Origin of the sequence: Nitrosovibrio sp. Nv17, assembly GCF_900119085.1 — a bacterium.
Lineage (GTDB): Bacteria > Pseudomonadota > Gammaproteobacteria > Burkholderiales > Nitrosomonadaceae > Nitrosospira.
This window is the reverse complement of the sequence record NZ_FPIQ01000018.1, coordinates 44,334-63,677: the sequence shown is the minus strand read 5'-3', so window position 1 is coordinate 63,677 and position 19,344 is coordinate 44,334. Positions and strand designations below refer to the sequence as shown.

The 19,344-nt window shown below is 60.4% G+C and carries 19 protein-coding genes and 1 pseudogene; 13 read left to right on the top strand and 7 right to left on the bottom strand.

What is annotated here, in order from left to right:
- The 5 genes and pseudogenes from BT108_RS10415 to BT108_RS10395 form a co-directional block, all read left to right on the top strand.
- Positions 1–486, top strand: a pseudogene (locus BT108_RS10415) (cytochrome c oxidase subunit II); the annotation flags it as partial.
- Positions 487–724: 238 nt separating this feature from the next.
- Positions 725–2,305 (top strand): cytochrome c oxidase subunit I, encoded by a 1,581-nt coding sequence (gene ctaD / locus BT108_RS10410; protein ID WP_072294460.1) that lies wholly within the window; start codon positions 725–727, stop codon positions 2,303–2,305.
- Positions 2,306–2,451: 146 nt separating this feature from the next.
- Positions 2,452–3,006 (top strand): cytochrome c oxidase assembly protein, encoded by a 555-nt coding sequence (locus tag BT108_RS10405; RefSeq protein WP_072294459.1) that lies wholly within the window; start codon positions 2,452–2,454, stop codon positions 3,004–3,006.
- Positions 3,003–3,224, top strand: coding sequence for a DUF2970 domain-containing protein (locus BT108_RS10400; RefSeq protein WP_255369696.1), 222 nt, complete (start codon positions 3,003–3,005; stop codon positions 3,222–3,224). Before BT108_RS10405 ends, BT108_RS10400 begins: the two co-directional genes overlap by 4 nt.
- Positions 3,225–3,278: 54 nt before the next feature.
- Positions 3,279–4,136 (top strand): cytochrome c oxidase subunit 3, encoded by an 858-nt coding sequence (locus BT108_RS10395; protein ID WP_072294458.1) that lies wholly within the window; start codon positions 3,279–3,281, stop codon positions 4,134–4,136.
- Positions 4,137–4,200: 64 nt separating this feature from the next.
- On the opposite strand, the gene BT108_RS10390 is transcribed toward BT108_RS10395, so the two are convergent.
- The gene (locus BT108_RS10390; RefSeq protein WP_072294457.1) at positions 4,201–4,389 is read right to left on the bottom strand and encodes a twin transmembrane helix small protein; all 189 of its coding nucleotides are present in this window, start codon (positions 4,387–4,389) and stop codon (positions 4,201–4,203) included.
- Positions 4,390–4,510: 121 nt separating this feature from the next.
- On the opposite strand from BT108_RS10390, the gene BT108_RS10385 reads away from it, so the two are divergent.
- The 3 genes from BT108_RS10385 (at position 4,511) to cyoE (ending at position 6,793) form a co-directional block, all read left to right on the top strand.
- On the top strand, positions 4,511–5,185 hold the full coding sequence (locus tag BT108_RS10385; RefSeq protein WP_255369695.1) for an SURF1 family protein: 675 nt from the start codon (positions 4,511–4,513) through the stop codon (positions 5,183–5,185).
- Positions 5,142–5,765 (top strand): SCO family protein, encoded by a 624-nt coding sequence (locus tag BT108_RS10380; protein WP_255369694.1) that lies wholly within the window; start codon positions 5,142–5,144, stop codon positions 5,763–5,765. Before BT108_RS10385 ends, BT108_RS10380 begins: the two co-directional genes overlap by 44 nt.
- Positions 5,766–5,899: 134 nt before the next feature.
- The gene (cyoE, locus tag BT108_RS10375) at positions 5,900–6,793 is read left to right on the top strand and encodes a heme o synthase (RefSeq protein ID WP_072294455.1); all 894 of its coding nucleotides are present in this window, start codon (positions 5,900–5,902) and stop codon (positions 6,791–6,793) included.
- Positions 6,794–6,821: 28 nt separating this feature from the next.
- Here the strand turns inward: cyoE and BT108_RS10370 are convergent, their stop codons facing one another.
- Genes BT108_RS10370 through BT108_RS10360 form a run of 3 tightly spaced genes read right to left on the bottom strand, consistent with a single transcriptional unit; the run spans position 6,822 to position 9,213 of the window.
- On the bottom strand, positions 6,822–8,189 hold the full coding sequence (locus BT108_RS10370; protein ID WP_072294454.1) for an FAD-binding oxidoreductase: 1,368 nt from the start codon (positions 8,187–8,189) through the stop codon (positions 6,822–6,824).
- Positions 8,190–8,231: 42 nt separating this feature from the next.
- Positions 8,232–8,822, bottom strand: a complete 591-nt coding sequence (locus BT108_RS10365; protein WP_072294453.1) for a BON domain-containing protein — start codon at positions 8,820–8,822, stop codon at positions 8,232–8,234.
- A 52-nt stretch (positions 8,823–8,874) separates the two neighbouring features.
- Complete coding sequence (locus BT108_RS10360; RefSeq protein ID WP_072294452.1) at positions 8,875–9,213, bottom strand: YraN family protein; 339 nt, start codon at positions 9,211–9,213, stop codon at positions 8,875–8,877.
- A gap of 229 nt (positions 9,214–9,442) precedes the next feature.
- Between BT108_RS10360 and rsmI the strand changes: the two genes are divergently transcribed.
- The 4 genes from rsmI (at position 9,443) to BT108_RS10340 (ending at position 13,356) form a co-directional block, all read left to right on the top strand.
- A complete protein-coding gene (gene rsmI / locus BT108_RS10355; RefSeq protein WP_072294451.1) occupies positions 9,443–10,327 on the top strand; it encodes a 16S rRNA (cytidine(1402)-2'-O)-methyltransferase in 885 nt (294 codons plus the stop codon).
- A 146-nt stretch (positions 10,328–10,473) separates the two neighbouring features.
- The gene (locus tag BT108_RS10350; protein ID WP_255369693.1) at positions 10,474–10,725 is read left to right on the top strand and encodes a thioredoxin family protein; all 252 of its coding nucleotides are present in this window, start codon (positions 10,474–10,476) and stop codon (positions 10,723–10,725) included.
- A 154-nt stretch (positions 10,726–10,879) separates the two neighbouring features.
- A complete protein-coding gene (locus BT108_RS10345) occupies positions 10,880–11,335 on the top strand; it encodes a SixA phosphatase family protein (RefSeq protein WP_072294449.1) in 456 nt (151 codons plus the stop codon).
- 143 nt (positions 11,336–11,478) lie between these two features.
- On the top strand, positions 11,479–13,356 hold the full coding sequence (locus BT108_RS10340) for a potassium transporter Kup (RefSeq protein ID WP_072294448.1): 1,878 nt from the start codon (positions 11,479–11,481) through the stop codon (positions 13,354–13,356).
- On the opposite strand, the gene BT108_RS10335 is transcribed toward BT108_RS10340, so the two are convergent.
- A complete protein-coding gene (locus BT108_RS10335) occupies positions 13,353–15,758 on the bottom strand; it encodes a putative bifunctional diguanylate cyclase/phosphodiesterase (protein ID WP_083566380.1) in 2,406 nt (801 codons plus the stop codon). The two genes, BT108_RS10340 and BT108_RS10335, sit on opposite strands and share 4 nt — an antisense overlap.
- Positions 15,759–15,942: 184 nt before the next feature.
- On the bottom strand, positions 15,943–17,265 hold the full coding sequence (locus BT108_RS10330) for an OmpP1/FadL family transporter (RefSeq protein WP_255369692.1): 1,323 nt from the start codon (positions 17,263–17,265) through the stop codon (positions 15,943–15,945).
- Positions 17,266–17,769: 504 nt separating this feature from the next.
- Here BT108_RS10330 and BT108_RS10325 point away from each other — a divergent pair.
- Complete coding sequence (locus BT108_RS10325; protein WP_072294447.1) at positions 17,770–18,069, top strand: hypothetical protein; 300 nt, start codon at positions 17,770–17,772, stop codon at positions 18,067–18,069.
- A 311-nt stretch (positions 18,070–18,380) separates the two neighbouring features.
- Here the strand turns inward: BT108_RS10325 and BT108_RS10320 are convergent, their stop codons facing one another.
- Positions 18,381–19,277, bottom strand: coding sequence for an AraC family transcriptional regulator (locus BT108_RS10320; protein WP_177257302.1), 897 nt, complete (start codon positions 19,275–19,277; stop codon positions 18,381–18,383).
- Positions 19,278–19,344 lie beyond the last annotated feature (67 nt).

Below are 19,344 nucleotides of genomic sequence, written 5' to 3'. Positions count from 1 at the left end.
TGGAAGTGGGGGTACGACTACCTGACGGGGGAAGGCGAGGGGATCAGTTTCCTGAGCGAGCTGTCGACGCCGCGGGCACAGCAGGAGAACCGGGAGTCGAAGGGGGAGCACTATCTGCTGGAGGTTGACAACCCGATGGTGGTGCCGGTGGGGAAGAAGGTGCGGATTTTGCTGACGGCCAATGACGTGATCCACGCGTGGTGGGTTCCGACGCTGGGGGTGAAGCAGGATGCGATTCCGGGCTACATCCGGGATGCATGGTTCACGATCGACAAGCCCGGGACGTACCGGGGGCAATGCGCGGAGCTGTGCGGGAAGGAGCATGGGTTCATGCCGATCGTGGTGGAGGCGGTGGAGCCCGGGAAGTACGCGCAGTGGGTATCGCAGCAGAAGGCGAAGGCCGCCGAGGCCGCCGCCCTGGAAGGCGCCGGAACAGAGGAGGCGACTGAGTCTGCGGCAGCGGAGGGCGAGGCCGGGGCCGAATAGCACCAACGATGGGCGTGTCCCGGTTTCGGCGACGGAGCCGGAATGCGATGGATGGCTGGGATTGAGGTAGAATGGATCGAAAGGCTGATACGGGAATGACGGCACCTGGATATATCTGCCGGATGTGGGGGGTGCGGTGATGGTCATCTGCGGGCGCAGTGCGGGTTTCACGGGAATGGGCGACGTGGTGCGGCCATCGGAAATCAACGAATTCAGATAAAGTATCAAGGAGGAAGTCATGGCAGCAGTACACGATCACGATATTGCGCACGCGCACGATCACCATCCCACCGGCCTGATGCGTTGGTTGACGACCACCAACCACAAGGATATCGGTTCGATGTATCTCTGGTTCAGTTTCCTCATGTTCCTCACGGGGGGCGTGATGGCGCTGACCATCCGCGCCGAGCTGTTCCAGCCGGGTCTGCAGATCGTCAATCCGGAATTCTTCAACCAGCTCACCACCATGCATGGCCTGGTGATGGTGTTCGGTGCCATCATGCCGGCCTTCGTGGGTTTCGCCAACTGGCAGATCCCGATGATGATCGGCGCGCCCGACATGGCGTTCGCGCGCATGAACAACTGGAGCTTCTGGCTGCTGCCGCCGGCAGCCCTGCTTCTTCTGACTTCGTTCTTCGTTCCCGGGGGGGCCGCGGCGGGCGGCTGGACGTTCTATCCGCCGCTGTCGGTGCAGATGGGCATGGGCATGGACATGGCAATCTTCGCCATCCATATCATGGGCGCCTCGTCGATCATGGGTTCGATCAACATCATCACCACCATCCTCAACATGCGTGCTCCCGGCATGACGCTCATGAAGATGCCGATGTTCGTCTGGACCTGGCTGATCACCGCCTACCTCCTGGTGCTGGTGATGCCGGTGCTGGCGGGTGTGGTTACCATGCTGCTGTTCGACCGCCACTTCGACACCAATTTCTTCAACGCGGCCGGCGGCGGCGATCCCGTGATGTTCCAGCACATCTTCTGGTTCTTCGGGCATCCCGAGGTCTACATCATGATCCTGCCGTCTTTCGGCATCGTCTCGGAGGTCATTCCCGCATTCGCGCGCAAGCCGCTGTTCGGCTACTCGTCGATGGTGTACGCCACCGCCTCCATCGCCATCCTGTCCTGCATCGTCTGGGCGCACCACATGTTCACCGCCGGCATGCCGGTCACAGGCCAGCTGTTCTTCATGTACGGCACCATGCTGATCGCGGTGCCGACCGGGGTGAAGGTGTTCAACTGGACCGCCACCATGTGGCGCGGCTCCATGACCTTCGAGACGCCGATGCTGTTTGCCATCGGCTTCGTCTTCCTGTTCACCATCGGCGGCTTCAGCGGCGTGGTGTGCGCCATCGTGCCGATCGACATCCAGGTGCAGGACACCTACTACGTCATCGCCCACTTCCACTACGTGCTGGTGTCGGGGTCGCTGTTCGGCATCTTCGCCGGGGCCTACTACTGGCTGCCGAAGTGGACGGGGCACATGTACGACGAGACGCTCGGCAAGTGGCACTTCTGGCTGTCGATGGTGTTCTTCAACCTGACCTTCTTCGTGCAGCACTTCCTGGGGCTGGCGGGGATGCCGCGGCGGATACCCGACTACGCGCTGCAGTTCGCCGACTTCAACGCGATCTCCAGCATCGGCGCCTTCGGCTTCGGCTTGAGCCAGCTGGTCTTTCTCGCAGTGGTGTTGAAGAGCATCCGTGGCGGCGCCAAGGCACCGGCCAAGCCCTGGGAAGGTGCGAGTTCGCTGGAGTGGACGCTGCCCTCGCCCGCGCCCTATCACAGCTTCGAAACCCCGCCGGTCATTCGCTAGGATAGCGAGGCGGGCGGATATCACGACATGCCGGCAGGGGGGGACGATAGAGATCTGCAGAGAAGGCGGGGGGCTATCAGAACGGGTCTGATCCTGCTGGTGATCGTGATAAGCATATTTGCATCTGTTCTCATAAGGAATTGGAAATGAATCAGATTCAGTCCAACGCCCTGGTCATGAGAAAACTGCTGGTTTTCACAGTGGTCATGTTCGGGTTTGGTTTCGCGCTGGTTCCTTTCTACGAGAAAATCTGCGAGGTGACCGGCCTGAACAACCTCCTGCAGGCGGATGCGCTGGAAGCGAGCGTCGAGGTGGATACAGGTCGTTGGGTGACAGTGCAGCTGGACGCCAACATACGCAACCTGCCCTGGACATTCAAGCCGCTGGAATCCAGCGTGAGGGTGCACCCCGGGGAACTGATACAGGTCATGTACGAGGTTCGGAACACTTCCGACCGGGAAATCAGCGGACAGGCGATACCCAGCTATAGTCCCCAACTGTTGGGGAAATACCTGAAGAAGCTGGAGTGCTTCTGCTTCAGCAAGCAGGTGCTGAAGCCGAACGAAATAAGACAGATGCCGGTCCAGTTCATGATCGAGCCGGATTTTCCAGGAGATTACGGTACGGTGACAATTTCCTATACATTCTTTGAGATAGGCAACAGCGTAGCCGATACCGGGAGCGATGTGGAAAAAAGTTGAGTAGCGATCAAAGCAAGAACAGCGAGAAGACCGAAAGGGGCACCTTCCTTCAGGCCATGAAGGCTGTGACGTGGGCGTTTTTCGGCGTGCGCAAGCATACCGATCATGATCACGACGCAGCGACCCTGACGGTGGGGCAGGTAATTGCTGCCGGACTTCTGGGTGCGACGCTGTTCATAGCGGGCGTGCTGTTGCTGGTGAAATTCGTAACAAGCTAGCGGCTCTGACAGGCTGCCGGGAATCAATCCATCACAATATGCGGGAGAGTTAGCATGAGCCAAGAAGCAGGTCACGGTGATTACTACGTTCCGGCCCCGTCCACATATCCGATGACGGGATCGATAGCGTTGTTGTTCATGGGGTTCGGAGCGGCATTTTCGGTCAACAAGCTCCAACTGGGCTATGGCCTGCTGACGATCGGCTTCGCCATTTTGTTCTACATGATGTTCGTCTGGTTTCGTACCGTGGCGCACGAGAGCGAGGGCGGAAAGTACAATGCCCGTGTGGGACAATCCTTCCGCTGGGGGATGAGCTGGTTCATCTTTTCCGAAGTGATGTTCTTCGCGGCCTTCTTCGGTGCGCTCTTCTACATGCGGGTATTTTCAGTGCCATGGTTGTCCGACCTGGACCACAAGATCCTGTGGCCGGATTTCATCAACGAATGGCCGACGGCGGGGCCTGGCATCACCGAGAAGTTCATGCCCATGGGTCCGTGGGGCCTCCCCGCATTCAATACCTTGCTGCTGTTGACCTCTGGCGTGACAGTCACCTGGGCGCACTGGGCCCTCAAGCTGAACAAGCGTGGGCAACTGAAGATCGGTTTGTTCCTGACCTTCATGCTGGGATTCATCTTCATCGGCTGCCAGGCCTATGAATACGGCCATGCCTATTCGGAACTCAATCTGAAGCTTTCGACCGGCGTCTACGGTGCATCGTTCTACATGTTGACCGGTTTCCACGGTTTTCACGTGACCGTGGGTTCCATCATGCTGTTCGTGATATGGTGCCGGGTGCTGTCGGGCCACTTTACGCCCGAGAATCACTTCGGGTTCGAGGGGGTTGCCTGGTACTGGCACTTCGTGGACGTGGTCTGGCTGGGGCTGTTCATCTTTGTGTATTGGCTGATATAGCCACAGCGCGCACCGAAATCCGCCGGGGATTCCGGCTCCGGCGGAATGTGGGAGGCCAACAAGGTCAGAGGGGTATCAGGCCGATATAGGTACCCACCATCAGGAGGGTGAAGACCAGCAGCGACAGACCGACGCGGAACGTCAAGGATCGGACGGCACGGGTTCCATGGCCCTTGTCCTTGACGACATAATACAACGCGGAAGCCAGGCTGACGAGCACAAAGAACAGAAGCAGGACGATGATGAATTTCAAGGAAGATCCTGAAAACGACAAGGCTGAAAAACAAGTTTAGCCTAGTTTCGCCTACTCTCCAATGACTATTTCAGGCAGGCGATTCGTGCCGCGACTATGGTCAACGGTAACCGCAGCAGTGGTGATAGTCATCATGCTGCAACTGGGAAACTGGCAGCTTTCCCGAGCTCGGGAAAAGGAGTCGCGACAAGAGCAGTTGGATCTGCGATCCCGGCAGCCTGCCGTGGTTCTTCCCGCGACGCCCGTCGAAGTGGAGGAGATGCGCTACCGCCATACGGAGGTGAGCGGGGTCTATGCCCCGGAGCATGCGATCTTTCTGGATAACAAGCTGTATCGGGGCATGGCGGGCTACCATATCGTCGTTCCCCTGCGCATCGGTGCAAGCACCATGCATGTTCTGGTGAATCGCGGCTGGGCGCCTGCCGACCCCGATCGCAGCAAGCTGCCCCGGGTAGCGGTGCCGGATGGGACGGTGACGGTTTCGGGGATTGCCACCGCCGCCACGCAGAAAACGCTGGAGCTCTCTGACGAGCTGGTGCGAGGGCAGGTGTGGGAGAATCTCGATCTGGAACGCTATCGCGAGTTTACCGGACTGGCATTGCAACCGGTGATGATATTGCAGCAGAGTGACGAACAGGACGGACTGGTGCGGCAGTGGCCCAGGCCGGATTCCGGTTCCGGCAAGAACCTGGGATATGCGTTTCAATGGTTTTCCATGGCGCTTGCGGTATTGATCATTTATTTGGTGCTAAGTGTCAAACGAGAGCAGCCTTCCGGGCACCAGCAGGACACGTAGTCGCCGCACGCTCGTGCTGTTGCTGCTCGTGATGAGTGCGCCGTTCGTTGCATCCTATGCGCTGTATTTTTCCAAGATCAGGCCGGACAGCAGCGTCAACTACGGGGAATTGCTCAAGGTGAAGACCTTGTCGGGGAATGGCCTGAATCTGTCGGATGACACCATTTTCCGCATACGCGACCTGCGGGGGAAATGGGCATTGATATCGGTGGATTCTGGCGCCTGCGACGAGTACTGTCGAAAAAAACTGTACTATATGCGGCAGGCGAGATTGGTGCAGAATGCAGAGAGGGATCGCATCGAACGGGTCTGGCTGGTTGACGACCCTGAAACGCCTGCGGTCGGGGCCGGCGACGAGTTCGAAGGAGTATGGCGCATTCGTGCGACTGACGGGGGCATGCTGGAGCAGTTTCCGGCGGATGTCACGCCGCACGACCATATCTACGTGGTGGACCCCATCGGCAACCTGATGATGCGTTTTCCCAGGAATCCCGATCCGGCACTGATGGCAAAGGATATCAAGCGTTTGCTCAAGGTGTCGCAACTGGAGCACGCATTGGGAACGGACATGAAGCACTGAGAGCGTTACGCCGGCATGCATTGGATAGATTGCCGGTGCGGATGGAGAGGTGGGGCCCCGGAAGGGTCGAACGGTTGCAACGAGAAAACGAGCGGACAAGGCTATCCGCAACAGACGAACAGGAGACATCACTCATGGCGACTTCGCTGGCTTGGCAACAGACTGCTTCGCGTGTACAGGAATTCTATCGACTGACCAAGCCAAGAGTCGTATCTCTCATCGTGTTCACCGCGTTCATCGGCATGTTTCTTTCAGTGCCGGGTGCGGTACCGCTGGACGCGCTGGTGTTCGGTACGCTGGGCATTGCACTCGTCGCAGGTGCGGCCGCGGCGGTCAACTGTCTGGTGGAGCAGAAGCTCGACGCCGTGATGGCGCGCACCCGCGCCCGGCCGTTGCCGCGCGGCAAGGTGACGTCCCCCGAGACTCTCCTCTTCCTAGCGCTGGTCGGCGGCGCCGGGTTGGTGATCCTGCACGAATTGGTGAATCCCCTCACCATGTGGCTTACCTTGGGCACCTTCGTCGGTTATGCCATCATCTACACCGTGGTGCTGAAGCCGATGACGCCTCAGAACATCGTCATCGGCGGCGCCTCAGGGGCCATGCCGCCGGTGCTCGGCTGGGCTGCCGTGACGGGCGAGGTCAGCGCCGACGCCCTGTTGCTGTTCCTCATCATATTCGCGTGGACCCCGCCGCATTTCTGGGCGCTGGCGCTCTATCGTAAGCTGGAGTACGCGAAGGTGGGAATGCCCATGCTGCCCGTCACCCACGGGGACAAGTTCACGCGCCTGCACGTCCTGCTCTATACACTCATACTCATCGGCGTCACGCTCATGCCCTACGCCACCAAGATGAGCGGGCTCATCTATCTGGCAGGCGCGGGGATACTGGATGCGATCTTCCTCTACTATGCGGTACGCATTTATTTCCGCTATAGCGACGTGCTGGCCCAGAAGACCTTCCGTTATTCGATCTTCTACCTGACGGCCTTGTTCGTGGTGCTCCTGGTGGATCACTACATCCGGTTCTGAGTCGCTTCACCGTCGCTCCGGAGCAATTTCACGGGAACAGTTTCCCGGGATTGAGGATGTTGCGCGGATCGAAGGCGCGCTTGATGTCCTTCATCAGTCCCAGCGTGCCCGCATCGATCTCCTTGCCTACGTAGGCGCGCTTCTCGCTGCCTATCCCGTGCTCGCCCGACAGCGTGCCGTTGAGCCGGATGACGAGATCGAACATTTGGTCCAGGCACTTCTGCGCCCGTTCCATTTCGTCGCCCGCATCAGGGTTCACCAGCAGATTGACATGGATGTTGCCGTTGCCGGCATGGCCGAAGTTGACGTTGGCGATCCGGTACGCGCGCACCAGTCGTTCCAGATCATCCAGGAACTCCGGCAGCGCCGCGACGGGTACCACCACGTCCTCGTTGATCTTTCTGGGCGCCACGTCGCGCAGCAACGGGGAGAGCGCCTTGCGCGCACGCCACAGGCCCGCGGCGTCCGCAACCTGTTCGGCCAGTATCAGGCCGGGGTCACGGCAGGCGTCGAGGATCGCCTTGCTGGCCGCGGCGATGGCATGCTCCGATCCATCCACTTCGATCATCAGCATCGCGCGGGTGGCGTCGGGCAGCATGTCCGGAAAGCGCTTGCGTATGAGATCGAGTGCGCCCCCGTCGAGGAACTCCAGCGCGCTGGGCGTCTCCGGCAATGCCATGATCCTGACGATGGCTGCGGCGCAGCTGCGGGCGTCACGATAGTGCGCCGTGATCCCGCTACGGGATCTGGGCAGAGGCGTCAGCTTGAGCGTGGCCTCGGTGATGATCGCCAGGGTACCTTCCGAGCCGATCAGTAATCGTGTCAGATCATAGCCCACCACGCCCTTGGTGGTATAGCAGCCGGTCCTGATGAACTCGCCCGCCCCCGTTACCGCCTTCAGTCCCAGCACATGATCCCGCGTCGTTCCGTACTTCACGGCGCGGGGGCCGCCCGCGGAGGTTGCAAGGTTTCCCCCCACGCTGCAGTAAGCAGCACTGGACGGATCGGGTGGCCAGAAAAATCCGTGGGGCCGGGCGGCTTCCTGTATCGATTCGTTGAGCACGCCAGGTTCCGTGACAATCACGCGGTTGGCAGGATCCATCGAGACGATCCGCAACATGCGCTCCAGCGAAAGGGCCAGGCCTCCCTGCTCGGGCAGGCTGCCCCCCGAGGTACCGGTCCCCCGGCCGCGCGGCGTGAGCGCCACTCCGTGCATATTGCATAACGCCACAATGGATCGAACTTCCGCCCCGGTGACCGGGAATGCCACCATCTCCGGTGGAAAGATCCTCCGGCTGTTGTCGTAGGCGTAGGCGTAGCAGTCGACCGGGTCCGTGAGCACCCGGTCGACGGGGAGCAGCTTCCGAACCCCGTCAACGAAATCAGCGGCAAGCATCGCTGTTCCTGTCCGGTCGTATGCCGTACCCAGGGGCGGCAATCAATCCAGGTATTCGAACACCTTGACCACCTTGCGTACCCCGCTGGTCGAGCTTGCAATACCGGCCGCGCTGGCGGCCTCCTTCCGATTCACGACGCCCAGCAGGAACACCACCCCGTTTTCCGTCACGACCTTCACGTGATTGGCCTGGAATCCGCCGATATCCAGAAAACGGCTCTTGACCTTGGACGTGATCAAGGTGTCGTTGCTGCGCGACGCATAGGAACTGGGGGCGGCGACAACCATTTCATTGACCACGCCACGTACGTTCTCGACCTTGCCGACCAGCATGCCGATCTCCTCTCTTGCCTGATCCGATGGCGCTTCGCCCGTCAAAAGCACGTTGCGATTGAAGCTGGTGACGTTGACGTGCACGTCGCTGCCGAACTTCTCGCCGATACGCCGTCCGCTCTTGATCTCGATGCCTTCGTCCTCGACGAAGGTGCCGCTCGTTCGTCGGTCCTGGGAGATCGCCACTCCCGTGCCGACACCGGACACCACGCCGGCCGCGATCAGCGGCGCGCATCCCGGAAGCAAGGGAAGCAGCAGTGCAAGCACGAGCGGCTGCCACGGTGCAGCTGAATCTCTCATCGGTCGTTTTCTCTCCATTCGTATATCCATGCAGGTGACCGGAAGGTCCGCGCTATTCGGAAAAGGCATTCCTGATCCAGTCGATCTGCTCCCCGGCGGCTCCCGACAGCAGCACGGCATCGAAGCGGCATGGCGGCACCGTCTTCAGGCTGCAGAGATAGTGCCGTGCCGATCGCAGCAGCCTTTTCTGCTTGGAGGCGGTGATACTGGCGGCCGGTCCCCCGAACGCTGCATGCGTACGCAGCCGCACCTCGATGAATACCACCACCTCTCCGTCCTGCATGATCAGGTCGATTTCGCCGTAGCGGCAGCGATAGTTGCGTGCCAGCAATCGCAGATGCTGATGCAGAAGAAACGCCTCCGCGCGCTGCTCGGCCTCGCTACCCCGCATGCACGGAATTCCGGGCATTCCCGGCCGCAAGCCGCGTGACTTCCATTCCCGAATCCCAGCCGATTTTCTTCAACCGTGACTGCCTGCGAGATTGCCCTGTACAGGAAGATACCGGACAATGCTACAGCATTCTCAAAAAAATTGGGTGGAATCGACCCGTCCGGCCATTCGGGCACGCCACCTGGACGGACAGCGACCTCCTATTCAGCCGATCGGGTTCTCGAACTGCATGGATATCTCCCCCCTACCGTCCGGTACGCTGTACGTCGTTGCGACCCCCATCGGGAATCTGCGGGATATCACGCTGCGGGCGCTGGACGTGCTGGCGTCGGTGGACGTGATTGCCGCCGAGGATACGCGCACGACCGCAAATCTGCTGGCGCATCACTCGATAGGCGGCATCCGGACCATGGCGCTGCATCGCCACAACGAACACGCATTGGGACAAAGGATCGTGGAGCTGTTGGCCCGGGGCCAATCCGTCGCGCTCGTCACCGATGCCGGCACGCCCGCGATATCCGATCCTGGAGCCATGCTGATCGCCTTCGCGCGTAGCCGCGGCCATAGGGTCGTCCCCGTTCCGGGTGCCAATGCGGCCGTATGCGCCTTGTCCGCCTCCGGAATCATTGCTTCCCGCTTCATTTTCTATGGGTTTCTTCCCGCGGGCTCCGCTATGCGCAGGCGCGAATTGGAGTTGTTGAAACCGCAGCCCTACACCCTCGTATTCCACGAAGCGCCTCATCGCATCCTGGAGTGCGTAGCCGACCTGAGTGAGCTCCTTGGAGCGCAGCGGCAGCTGGTCATTGCGAGGGAATTGACAAAACTGTTCGAAACTTTCCATCGCTGCCGGCTGGATGAAGCGTCAGCGTGGCTGCAGGCGGACTCCAACCGCTGCAGGGGCGAATTCGTGCTTCTGGTGGAGGGTGCGGCGCCTGCCGTTCCGGATGAGATCGGAGAGCAGGCACGGAAAACGCTCTCGCGTCTCCTGGAGCACCTGCCGCTGAGGCAGGCTGTCGCGCTTGCCACCGAGATAACCGGTGAAAGCAGGAAGCGCCTGTACGCCTTGGCACTGGTACTCAAGCGGTCGGGACCGAAGGCGAAGGACAGCGGATAGCCGGCCGCCTGGCTGGCATGGAAGCATGGAGGCCTTGCTCTACCGGGGTCTTCGGTTATAATAACACTCGTCGCATGGTTACAATTCTATCCTTTCTTGCGAACGTGGGCGGCCCCCACTGATCTGATTCAAATCTTCTGGAGATAATGACTATGACCGCTAAAACAGCAGCCATCTTTTACCACGCCGGTTGTCCCGTATGTGTCGAGGCTGAGCGCCAGATCGCCGACGCTCTGGATACCACTCGCTACGATGTCGAGCTCGTGCATCTGGGCGAACAGAAAGACCGCATCGCCGCCGCGGAATCGGCAGGTGTGAAGTCGGTTCCCGCGCTCGTCATCAATGGCGCACCGTTCCACATCAATTTCGGCGCTCCGATCTCCGCTTTGAAGTCCTGACCCTGGTGTTGGCGGGCGGCTCCAGGTCAACTGCCCGCCGCTTCCGGAGCACGATCGCTCTCCAGCGGTCGACAGGCCCGACGACGGGCCTTTTTTGTTGAGGGATGCTATCGTTTTGCCGAGAAGATTCCCGTCGACGGGGGTGGAGGATACCATGGAACTCATACTGTGGCGCCATGCGGAAGCCGAGGAGGGCGTGCCGGACATCACCCGCAGGCTGACGGATCGGGGCCTGAAGCAGGCACGGGCCATGGCGGGATGGCTCAATCCCAGGCTGCCAAAAAATGTGCATATCATCGTCAGTCCCGCCACGCGTACCCAGCAGACCGCAGCAGCGCTCGGCTGTGACTTCGAGACGGTCAAGGCGCTCGCACCCGGGGCTTCGGCCGATGCGGTGCTCGATGCCGCGGGCTGGCCGAATGCCGAGGAGGCGGTCGTGGTGGTGGGTCATCAGCCGACGCTGGGGGAGGTCATTTCCCTCGTCATGTCGGGCGAGGAGTCGAGAGGATGCAGCGTTCGCAAGGGTGCCGTGTGGTGGCTGAGCAGCAGGAAAAGGGAAGGTGCAGCCAGTGTGGTGCTGCGTGCCAGTATCGCGCCGGACATGCTCTGATCCCTGCGGATCACGTGTAGACACGACGTGGTTCACGTCAGCCGTTCGTGGGGTGATCAGAAGGCTTCTGTTTTCGTGACCGTCTCTGACAGGCCGGGGCCTTCTAGAGCAGCGGCCGGGACGTTGCGGATGAGGCTTCCGGAATGACCTCCTCCGTCGACCACCCGCGTCTGGGAAGCCTGAGTCTGGCTGCACTGGGCGTGGTGTACGGAGACATCGGCACGAGCCCGCTCTACGTCATGAAGACCGCCTTCGATCCCCAGCACGGGCTCGTCGTCAGTGGCGACAACATCGTCGGCATCATCTCGCTCATCCTTTGGGCGCTCGTGATCGTGATTGCGCTCAAGTACATCACGCTCATTCTGCGGGCGGATCACAAAGGCGAAGGCGGCATCATGGCGCTGCTGTCCCTGGCCGCATCCTCCGCCGCAGAGCGGCCCCGGCTGCGCAATGCGCTCATTCTGCTCGGCGGCTTCGGGGCAGCGCTGTTCTACGGCGACGGCGTCATCACCCCCGCCATTTCCGTACTGAGCGCCATGGAGGGGCTGGAGGTGGCGACGCCGCTACTGCAGCCGTACGTGATCCCCGCCACGCTGGCTGTCCTCATCGCGTTGTTCGTCGTCCAGCAGTATGGCACCGGGGGACTGGGCACCCTGTTTGGTCCGATCACGCTGATATGGTTCAGTACCCTGGGCATCGTCGGCGTCATCAACATCGGGGCTGCGCCGCAGATCCTGGCGGCACTCAATCCGGCGCATGCCGCCGCTTTCTGCCTGGACAACGGCTGGCGGGCATTCGTCGCCCTGGGTGCGGTGGTGCTCGCGGTCACCGGGGGCGAGGCTCTTTACGCGGATATGGGGCATTTCGGCGCCAAGCCGATCCGCATCGCCTGGTACGGGTGCGTGCTCCCGGCACTGGCATTGAACTATCTCGGCCAGGGTGCCCTGCTGCTGTCCGATCCGGCTGCGATCGTCAATCCCTTCTATCTGCTGTTTCCCGCCTGGGCCCTCTACCCGGCGGTCGGACTGGCCACGGTGGCCACCGTGATCGCCTCACAAGCGGTCATCTCGGGTGTCTTCTCCATGACCCGGCAGGCCATTCAGCTCGGATTTCTGCCGAGGATGCGGATCAAGTACACGTCGGACCGGAAAATCGGGCAGATATACCTCCCATTCGTCAACTGGATTCTGCTCGCGGCGGTGGTGATCGCCGTGCTGGGCTTCGGCTCCTCCGCCAGCCTGGCTTCCGCCTATGGATTCGCCGTCACCGCCACGATGGTGATCGAGACTCTGCTCACGCTGTTCGTTCTGCGCTACGCATGGCGCTACTCATGGTTTCTGGCCGTGGCCGCGACGGCGGTGTTCATCGCGATCGACGTCACCTTCTTCGCGGCCACCACCATGAAGCTTGCCCAGGGCGGATGGCTGCCGCTCGTCATCGGCGTGGCGGTCTTCACCGTGATGATCACCTGGCATCGTGGGCGCCGGCTGCTGTTCGAGCATCTGCGCGCATCCGCCATTCCGCTCCAGCCTTTTCTGGACTCCCTCATGGCCCATCCCCCGCTGCGCGTCGCCGGGACGGCGGTGTTTCTGACCGCCGATTCCGAAGGGGTTCCCCATGCGCTGCTGCACAATCTTGCCCACAACCAGGTTCTGCACCAGCGCGTCGTATTCCTGACCGTGACATACCTGGAGATACCTCGGGTTCCGGATGCTGAGCGGGTCTCCATGGAGCCGCTTGCCAACAACTGCTATCGGATCACCATACGTTATGGTTTCAAGGATGAGCCGGATCTGCCGCATGCCTTGGAATCGTGCGCGGTGCACGGTTTGGCGTTCGAGCCTCTCCAAACATCCTATTTCCTCAGTCGCCAGATCGTCGTACCCACTACCGGCGCCGGCATGGCGATGTGGCGGGAGCAGTTGTTCGCAGCCATGGTGCGCAACGCCGGGAACGCGGCGGAGTACTTCAAGCTGCCGGACAACCGTGTGCTGGAGCTGGGTGCCCGGGTGCAGATCTAGGGCTTCGGGGCCACGCATGCCTGAAAATCCTCGATCGGCATCGGCTTGCCGAACAGGTAGCCTTGGTAGGCGTAGCAGCCGTTGCGTGCAAGAAAATCGCGCTGGGCTTCAGTTTCCACCCCCTCGGCGATGACATCCATGCCAAGACTGTTGCTCATGCCGATGATGGTGCGCACGATGATCTCGTCGCTCGGGTCGGTCGTGATGTCATTCACGAAGCTGCGGTCGATCTTGATCTGTTCCAGCGGCAGGCGCTTGAGATAGGCCAGGGATGAGTGTCCGGTGCCGAAGTCGTCCAGTGCGAAGCGTATGCCGCTGTTGCACAGTATTTCCATCTTTCCGATACTGTGGGCGACATCCTGCAGCACCAGGCTTTCCGTAAGCTCGAGTTTGAGCTTGAGGGGATCGGCGCCCGACTGCCCCAGTACTTCCAGCACTTCGTCGGTGAAATCCGTCTGGCGAAATTGGCGGGCGCTGATGTTCACGGCGAGTTGGAAACTCCGCGTGCGGGGATCGTCTTCCCATCGCCTGAGCTGAGTACAGGCCATCCGCAGCACCCATTTCCCGATTGGCACGATGAGACCGGTTTCCTCCGCGATGGGAATGAAGACCATCGGTGAGATGGTTCCCCATTCGGGATGCTGCCAGCGTAGCAGGACTTCGGCTCCAACCACCACGCCTTCCGCATTCACCTGCTGCTGATAGTGGAGCCTGAACTGCTGACGCTCTATCGCCTGGCGCAGTTCGAGCGCCATTTCCGTGCGTTCTTCCAGGGCAGTCTGCATGGACGGATCGAAGAAGCTCAGAGCGTTGCGGCCGGCTGTCTTGGCCTGGTACATCGCGGTATCGGCATGCTTGAGCAGATCGTCGATCCTGTTCTCGCCATCATGGAACAGCCGGATGCCGATGCTCGAGGATCCATGGTATTCGAATTCCTGGAGCATGAAGGGCTCGTTGATGGCCGCCAGCAGCTTTTCCCCGATATCCTGCGCCTGGGCGGCTGCCTGCCACGCATCCCGGTTCAATTCCTCGACGATGATGACGAATTCGTCGCCGCCCAGGCGCGCCACGGTATCGCCGCTGCGCACGTGGTCGCGAAGGCGCTTGGCGATTTCCACCAGAAGCAGGTCGCCGATGTCGTGCCCCCGCGTGTCGTTCAATGCTTTGAAGTTGTCCAGATCGATGAACAGCAGGGCGCAATGATTATCATGACGGGTACTGTGGGCCTGTGCCTGCTGCAGCCGATCAAGAAAAAGCCGCCGGTTGGGGAGCCGGGTGAGCGGATCGTAGAAGGCGAGCTGGTGCACCTGCTCTTCCGCCCGCTTGTGATCGGTGATGTCCTGTATCACCACGATGTGGTAGTCCGGTTGCATGCCCTGCATCCACATGGGCGAAATCGTCAGGTGCACCCATATGCTGCGGCCATCCTTGCGGGAGATGCGTCTTTCCAGGTCCAGTTCGCGTATTTCCCCCGTATGCAGGCACTCCATGCCGGCAAGGTCGGTCTCCACGATGCCAATGCGGAACAGTGTCCGGAAATCGAACGCGAGAATCTCCGTGTGCGTATAACCGACGATTTCGGCATGCTTCCGGTTGGTGCGTACGAAGCGGTTCGTTTTGATATCGACCTGCGCTACGCCTACCGCAACCTGCTCGAACAGGAATCTGAAGCGCGCCTCGCTGTCCGCCAGTTCCGCGGTGCGCTCGGTTACGAGCTTCTCGAGATTCTGGTTCAGTTGCTGCAGGCGCACCTTTCCTTCCTGCAGGGCTTCTTCGCGGAACGATGCTTCGACTCTCAGGCGGATGGTCTCATGGATGGCGTGTCTGACCCGGGCTGCGTTCTGCGTGATGATGAACAGGAAAAGCACGGTCATGATGCCCATGGACAGAAAGATCTCGGTGTCTTCCAGCATGAAGCGCACAATCAGCGGTATCAGGACGAGCGACACGAAGGTGATGACCGATAGCTTGTCGACCGCCAAGGAAGTGACCGCGCCGGCACTCAGCCCGGCCAGGATGAACGAATGGAATACCTGGTGAAGTACGCTCTCGGTCGGGAACAGCAGTACGCTGCTCAAGCTCCAGACCGATCCGCTGACGATGACTCCCACGCGAAACCTGTATCTCCATGACGATATCTGCGACATGTCGTTCCTGCCGTTGCGATGCCAGAAGACCGCCAGGGCTATCCTGTACGTCGAAATTGCGGCCACGGCGGCAAGCCATCCGAACAGCAGAGTCTGGTCGATCATCGTCCTCTGGACGTAAACGAGGATCATGGCCAGGAGGAAATTGGCGCCGACGGCGGTGGGCAGATTGGCATACAGCAGACGGGTATGTTCGATTCCCAGCGTGTCCGGTCGGGTGGCACTCGAGTCACGTGATGGCCTGGAGCGGGTCATGATTCGAAGGGATGGGGCGGATGGCTCATGGCGCTGCGTACGGCGTGCGTACGTGGGACGGGACAGACGGCAGGGCGGCGACACGCCCGGGTGCCTGCGTGAAAGCTGCCGACCCCGCCGGATGAGAGGCCGCTGCCGAGGAGCACCGTGTTTTGCGTGTATCGGCTCATTTTCCGCAATGGCATCAGAACCGATGGTTCAACTGGACAGAAAAAATGTGCGCCGAACTGTCGAAGCGGCCGTGCACTTTCTGCAGCAGCGGATCATCGGCGGTCGCCCGGTCGATCGAAGCGCTGCCGATGAACACATATGCATATCCCGTATCGATCGAAGTATGCTCGGTGAGCCTGCAGTTGAAACCGAACGCCAGCCAGATCCGGTCCGCATCCGGCAATCGTACGGTCCGGTCTTCGCGGTTGCGCACAGGGGAGCGGTCGTAGGCAACGCCGGTGCGCAGCCGCACCGCCTCGCTGAACCGGTATTGCGCCCCCAGACCTGCGCGTATGCTGTTCCTGAAAGCCAGCCTTTCGTTCACCAGTATGGTGCCGGAAGTGCGGCTGCCCGCGGTCAGTGCCTGAATGCCGTTCCAGCCCGTCCACGTCAGGTCGCCTAGAAGCTGCCACCGTTCGCTGATCCAGTGGGACAGCGCCAGCGACGCGGTAGCCGGCAGCTCGACCGAAACGAAGGTGGGGATGTCGCTGCCCGGAGCCTTCAGATGTCCCTCGACCTTCAGATCCACCGCCGATCGATAGGTGGCGCCGATGCGTGTGGCAGGCGTCAGCTGGATCATGGCGCCGAGATTGTAGCCGAATCCGATATCGCTGCCGGTCATCCGGGTTTCGATATCCGCCCGCACGGGCAAGAGCGCCGTGGCCGGAGACATCGTGCGCAGGTCGGCGTCGAACCGCACCACGTTCAGGCCCAGGCCGAGCGAAAGGGCGCCATTGACCTGCCAGGCGAGGCTGGGATTGAAGTTGATCGCGGTAATGTCCGAGAACGTCCCCTGGTAGCGGCCGATGAAGCTATCGTTCCATTTGGTGGCATTGCCGAAGGTTGGTGACAGGCCCAGCCCGATTCGCAGCCGGGAGGTGACCGGCATGGTCCAGTAGGCTGCCGGAATCGCAGCTACGCCGCCTCCCTGGCCGCCGCTGTTGCCCAGCGGATAGATTCCCATGAGCGGGTTGCTGCCGGTATCGGAAAATCTCAGCGACCGGACCAGGACGCTCAATGCGCCCGAGACATGGTGATGCGCGGAAAGATGGGTCATCCCGGCGGGGTTGAAATAGATCGTCGAGGCGTCCTCGGCCATGGCAGCGGCCCCTGCATAGGCATACCCTGTTCCCGCTCCATTCTGGTTCTGCAGCCCAAATCCTGCTGCGACAACACTGCCGGAAACCAGCAACCCGCCCACGAATTGAGGCAGAAGCAGCGGCCAGATGAAGGAACCCGATCGTGGCTTGGAGACGTGCAGAAGTGCGCGAAGGGCGGAGGGGCGTATGTTCGGCAAATTGCGTTCCGGAACCTGTGCAGGGGAATTATTGATGTGATCGCCGTCTGGGGCAGGGTCACCTTCATTCCAGGAGAAGCCGGTCGGTCATGCACGGCGATGCGGGGCGGATCGTTGCGAACTCGCCGAGTCGATCCATATCAGTATTTGCGGCGGATGGAGCAGATCGGGCTTTCATTTTCACGCTACCGCCCTAATCTGTTTTCTCGGTCATCTTTCCGGCCAGCGGGCTGCCGGGACATTTGAGACAAAGGGGGAGCCAGACGCCACCACGGATCAATTCCTCATTGGGTCTGCCCAGGAAACAGGGACGACCAACTCCAGCCTCCAATATTAGAAACCAGGATCAGACGGGGGTGTAGCTGTAGAATCTTACAGGTGGGGATCAGAATCCACGGAGAACGTTCGCAAGCGGGGTTCGGCATCTTTCCTGACAGGGGTCATGGCTTTCCTTGTTGCCATCATGTACGTTGTGCATACACCTTTTGCATTTGGGGATGACCCATGACGGCTCTCGATGCAGCTGCAACCCGATCAATGCCCTACCATCTGATTGATGAGGCTGGCCGGGTCCGTCGACCCCTCCTCATCATTGGCAGGAAAAGCAGGAGCATCTTGTGTTCGGATCAAGACTGGAATGCCACGGATGAAACCCTGTACCAGCTCTCCCTGCCGGGGATGAGTGAGTCCGTTGACATGGAGATGACATCCGACCTGAGCGAATGCGCAAAGAACCTCGATTGGCAGTCCGAGAAATTTGCCATGCACGGCAGACTCAAATGGATGAGAAAAAGCCTGCCGTAACCGGAGTAATGGACCAGGTTCGGAGTTGAGCCTCATCCAGCCGGAGGCTGCGGGTCTGAAGTCGCCCTCTTCGGCTCCACCGGGAGCCCTCATCCATGCGGCCATGAAAAATGTCCGTTTTCAAGCTTGTTGTGAAGCTGGACAGCGGTTCGAAAGGTTTCATGGCGCAATAGGTTAGGCCAGATTTTGCTCCTCACACACACTCGGCGCGCTGGAGACCAGATGGCACATAGTTGCCTGTGACGGTCAGCTCCGAAGTAGCGCAGCGATAACTAGCGTGGGCCCGCCGAGGACACAACGACGGAACCGGCCTACTGCGATCGTGCGTAGTGGCTCGGTGGTTGCCCGACATGCCTGCTAAACGCAACGCTGAATGCGCTTGTCGATCCGTAGCCCACGCGTTCCGCGACTTCGGAAACTGCCAGATTGTTATCGCGGAGCAGATCCTTTGCGATCTCCATTCGCCATGCAAGTAGGTATTCCATCGGTGCTACTCCCACCATACGTGTGAAGCGGTCAAAGAATACGGAACGGGAAAGGGCTGCAATCTTCGCCAACTGATCGATGGTCCAGGTGTGATCGATACGGGCATGCATATGCTTCAGCGCACGTGCCAGTCGATCATCCGCCAAGCCCCGCAGTAGTCCTGGCGGGGCGCTTTCGGCTGCGGCTGATCGCATTGCCTCCACGAGTAGCAGTTCTACCAATCTGGCGAGAATGAACTCGCTACCCGGCTTCTGGCCTGCTGATTCCTCGCCCACCATCTGAACTAGCTGCGACAAGCGAACCGAGTCTCGGACGTGCACCACCTTTGGCAGAAGCGAAACCAGTAGCGATGGATCGGTACTGTCGAATAGGAACGAACCTCCCAACGAACGCATATCCGCACGGCCTTTGCGTTCGCCGTACCGAATCTCGCCACGGACTTTGGACATCGCATTGGGGTCCAGATGCACCGGAAGCGCGGGTACGAAACTCGATAGGGTGAAGGCCGGAGTCGTCGGCAGCAAGATGAAGTCACCTTCGCTGACGGTGATGGGCTCATGCTCGTCAGGCGTCAGCAGGCAGCTTCCGTCCAGCATGATGCAGAAGCTGGGCAGGCCGTACTCGGAATAGCGCACGGCCCAGTTTCCTTTGCCACTGATGATGTTGGCAAAGGCTGCGCTTGGGTGGAGTAGCCGAACCATCTCAGAAAGCGGATCGCTCACTTCAGGACTTCCACTAAAAATAATAGGACTATGGATTATCTTTAATCCCGAGGTGCGAGTCTATAGT

What these genes read in the sequence shown, in the direction of transcription:
- ctaD (WP_072294460.1), top strand. Translation starts at nt 725, where the DNA reads ATGGCAGCAGTACACGATCACGATATTGCGCACGCGCACGATCACCAT.
- BT108_RS10405 (WP_072294459.1), top strand. Translation starts at nt 2,452, where the DNA reads ATGAATCAGATTCAGTCCAACGCCCTGGTCATGAGAAAACTGCTGGTT.
- BT108_RS10395 (WP_072294458.1), top strand. Translation starts at nt 3,279, where the DNA reads ATGAGCCAAGAAGCAGGTCACGGTGATTACTACGTTCCGGCCCCGTCC.
- cyoE (WP_072294455.1), top strand. Translation starts at nt 5,900, where the DNA reads ATGGCGACTTCGCTGGCTTGGCAACAGACTGCTTCGCGTGTACAGGAA.
- BT108_RS10370 (WP_072294454.1), bottom strand. Translation starts at nt 8,189, where the DNA reads ATGCTTGCCGCTGATTTCGTTGACGGGGTTCGGAAGCTGCTCCCCGTC.
- BT108_RS10365 (WP_072294453.1), bottom strand. Translation starts at nt 8,822, where the DNA reads ATGAGAGATTCAGCTGCACCGTGGCAGCCGCTCGTGCTTGCACTGCTG.
- BT108_RS10360 (WP_072294452.1), bottom strand. Translation starts at nt 9,213, where the DNA reads ATGCGGGGTAGCGAGGCCGAGCAGCGCGCGGAGGCGTTTCTTCTGCAT.
- rsmI (WP_072294451.1), top strand. Translation starts at nt 9,443, where the DNA reads ATGGATATCTCCCCCCTACCGTCCGGTACGCTGTACGTCGTTGCGACC.
- BT108_RS10350 (WP_255369693.1), top strand. Translation starts at nt 10,474, where the DNA reads ATGACTATGACCGCTAAAACAGCAGCCATCTTTTACCACGCCGGTTGT.
- BT108_RS10345 (WP_072294449.1), top strand. Translation starts at nt 10,880, where the DNA reads ATGGAACTCATACTGTGGCGCCATGCGGAAGCCGAGGAGGGCGTGCCG.
- BT108_RS10340 (WP_072294448.1), top strand. Translation starts at nt 11,479, where the DNA reads ATGACCTCCTCCGTCGACCACCCGCGTCTGGGAAGCCTGAGTCTGGCT.
- BT108_RS10335 (WP_083566380.1), bottom strand. Translation starts at nt 15,758, where the DNA reads ATGACCCGCTCCAGGCCATCACGTGACTCGAGTGCCACCCGACCGGAC.
- BT108_RS10325 (WP_072294447.1), top strand. Translation starts at nt 17,770, where the DNA reads ATGACGGCTCTCGATGCAGCTGCAACCCGATCAATGCCCTACCATCTG.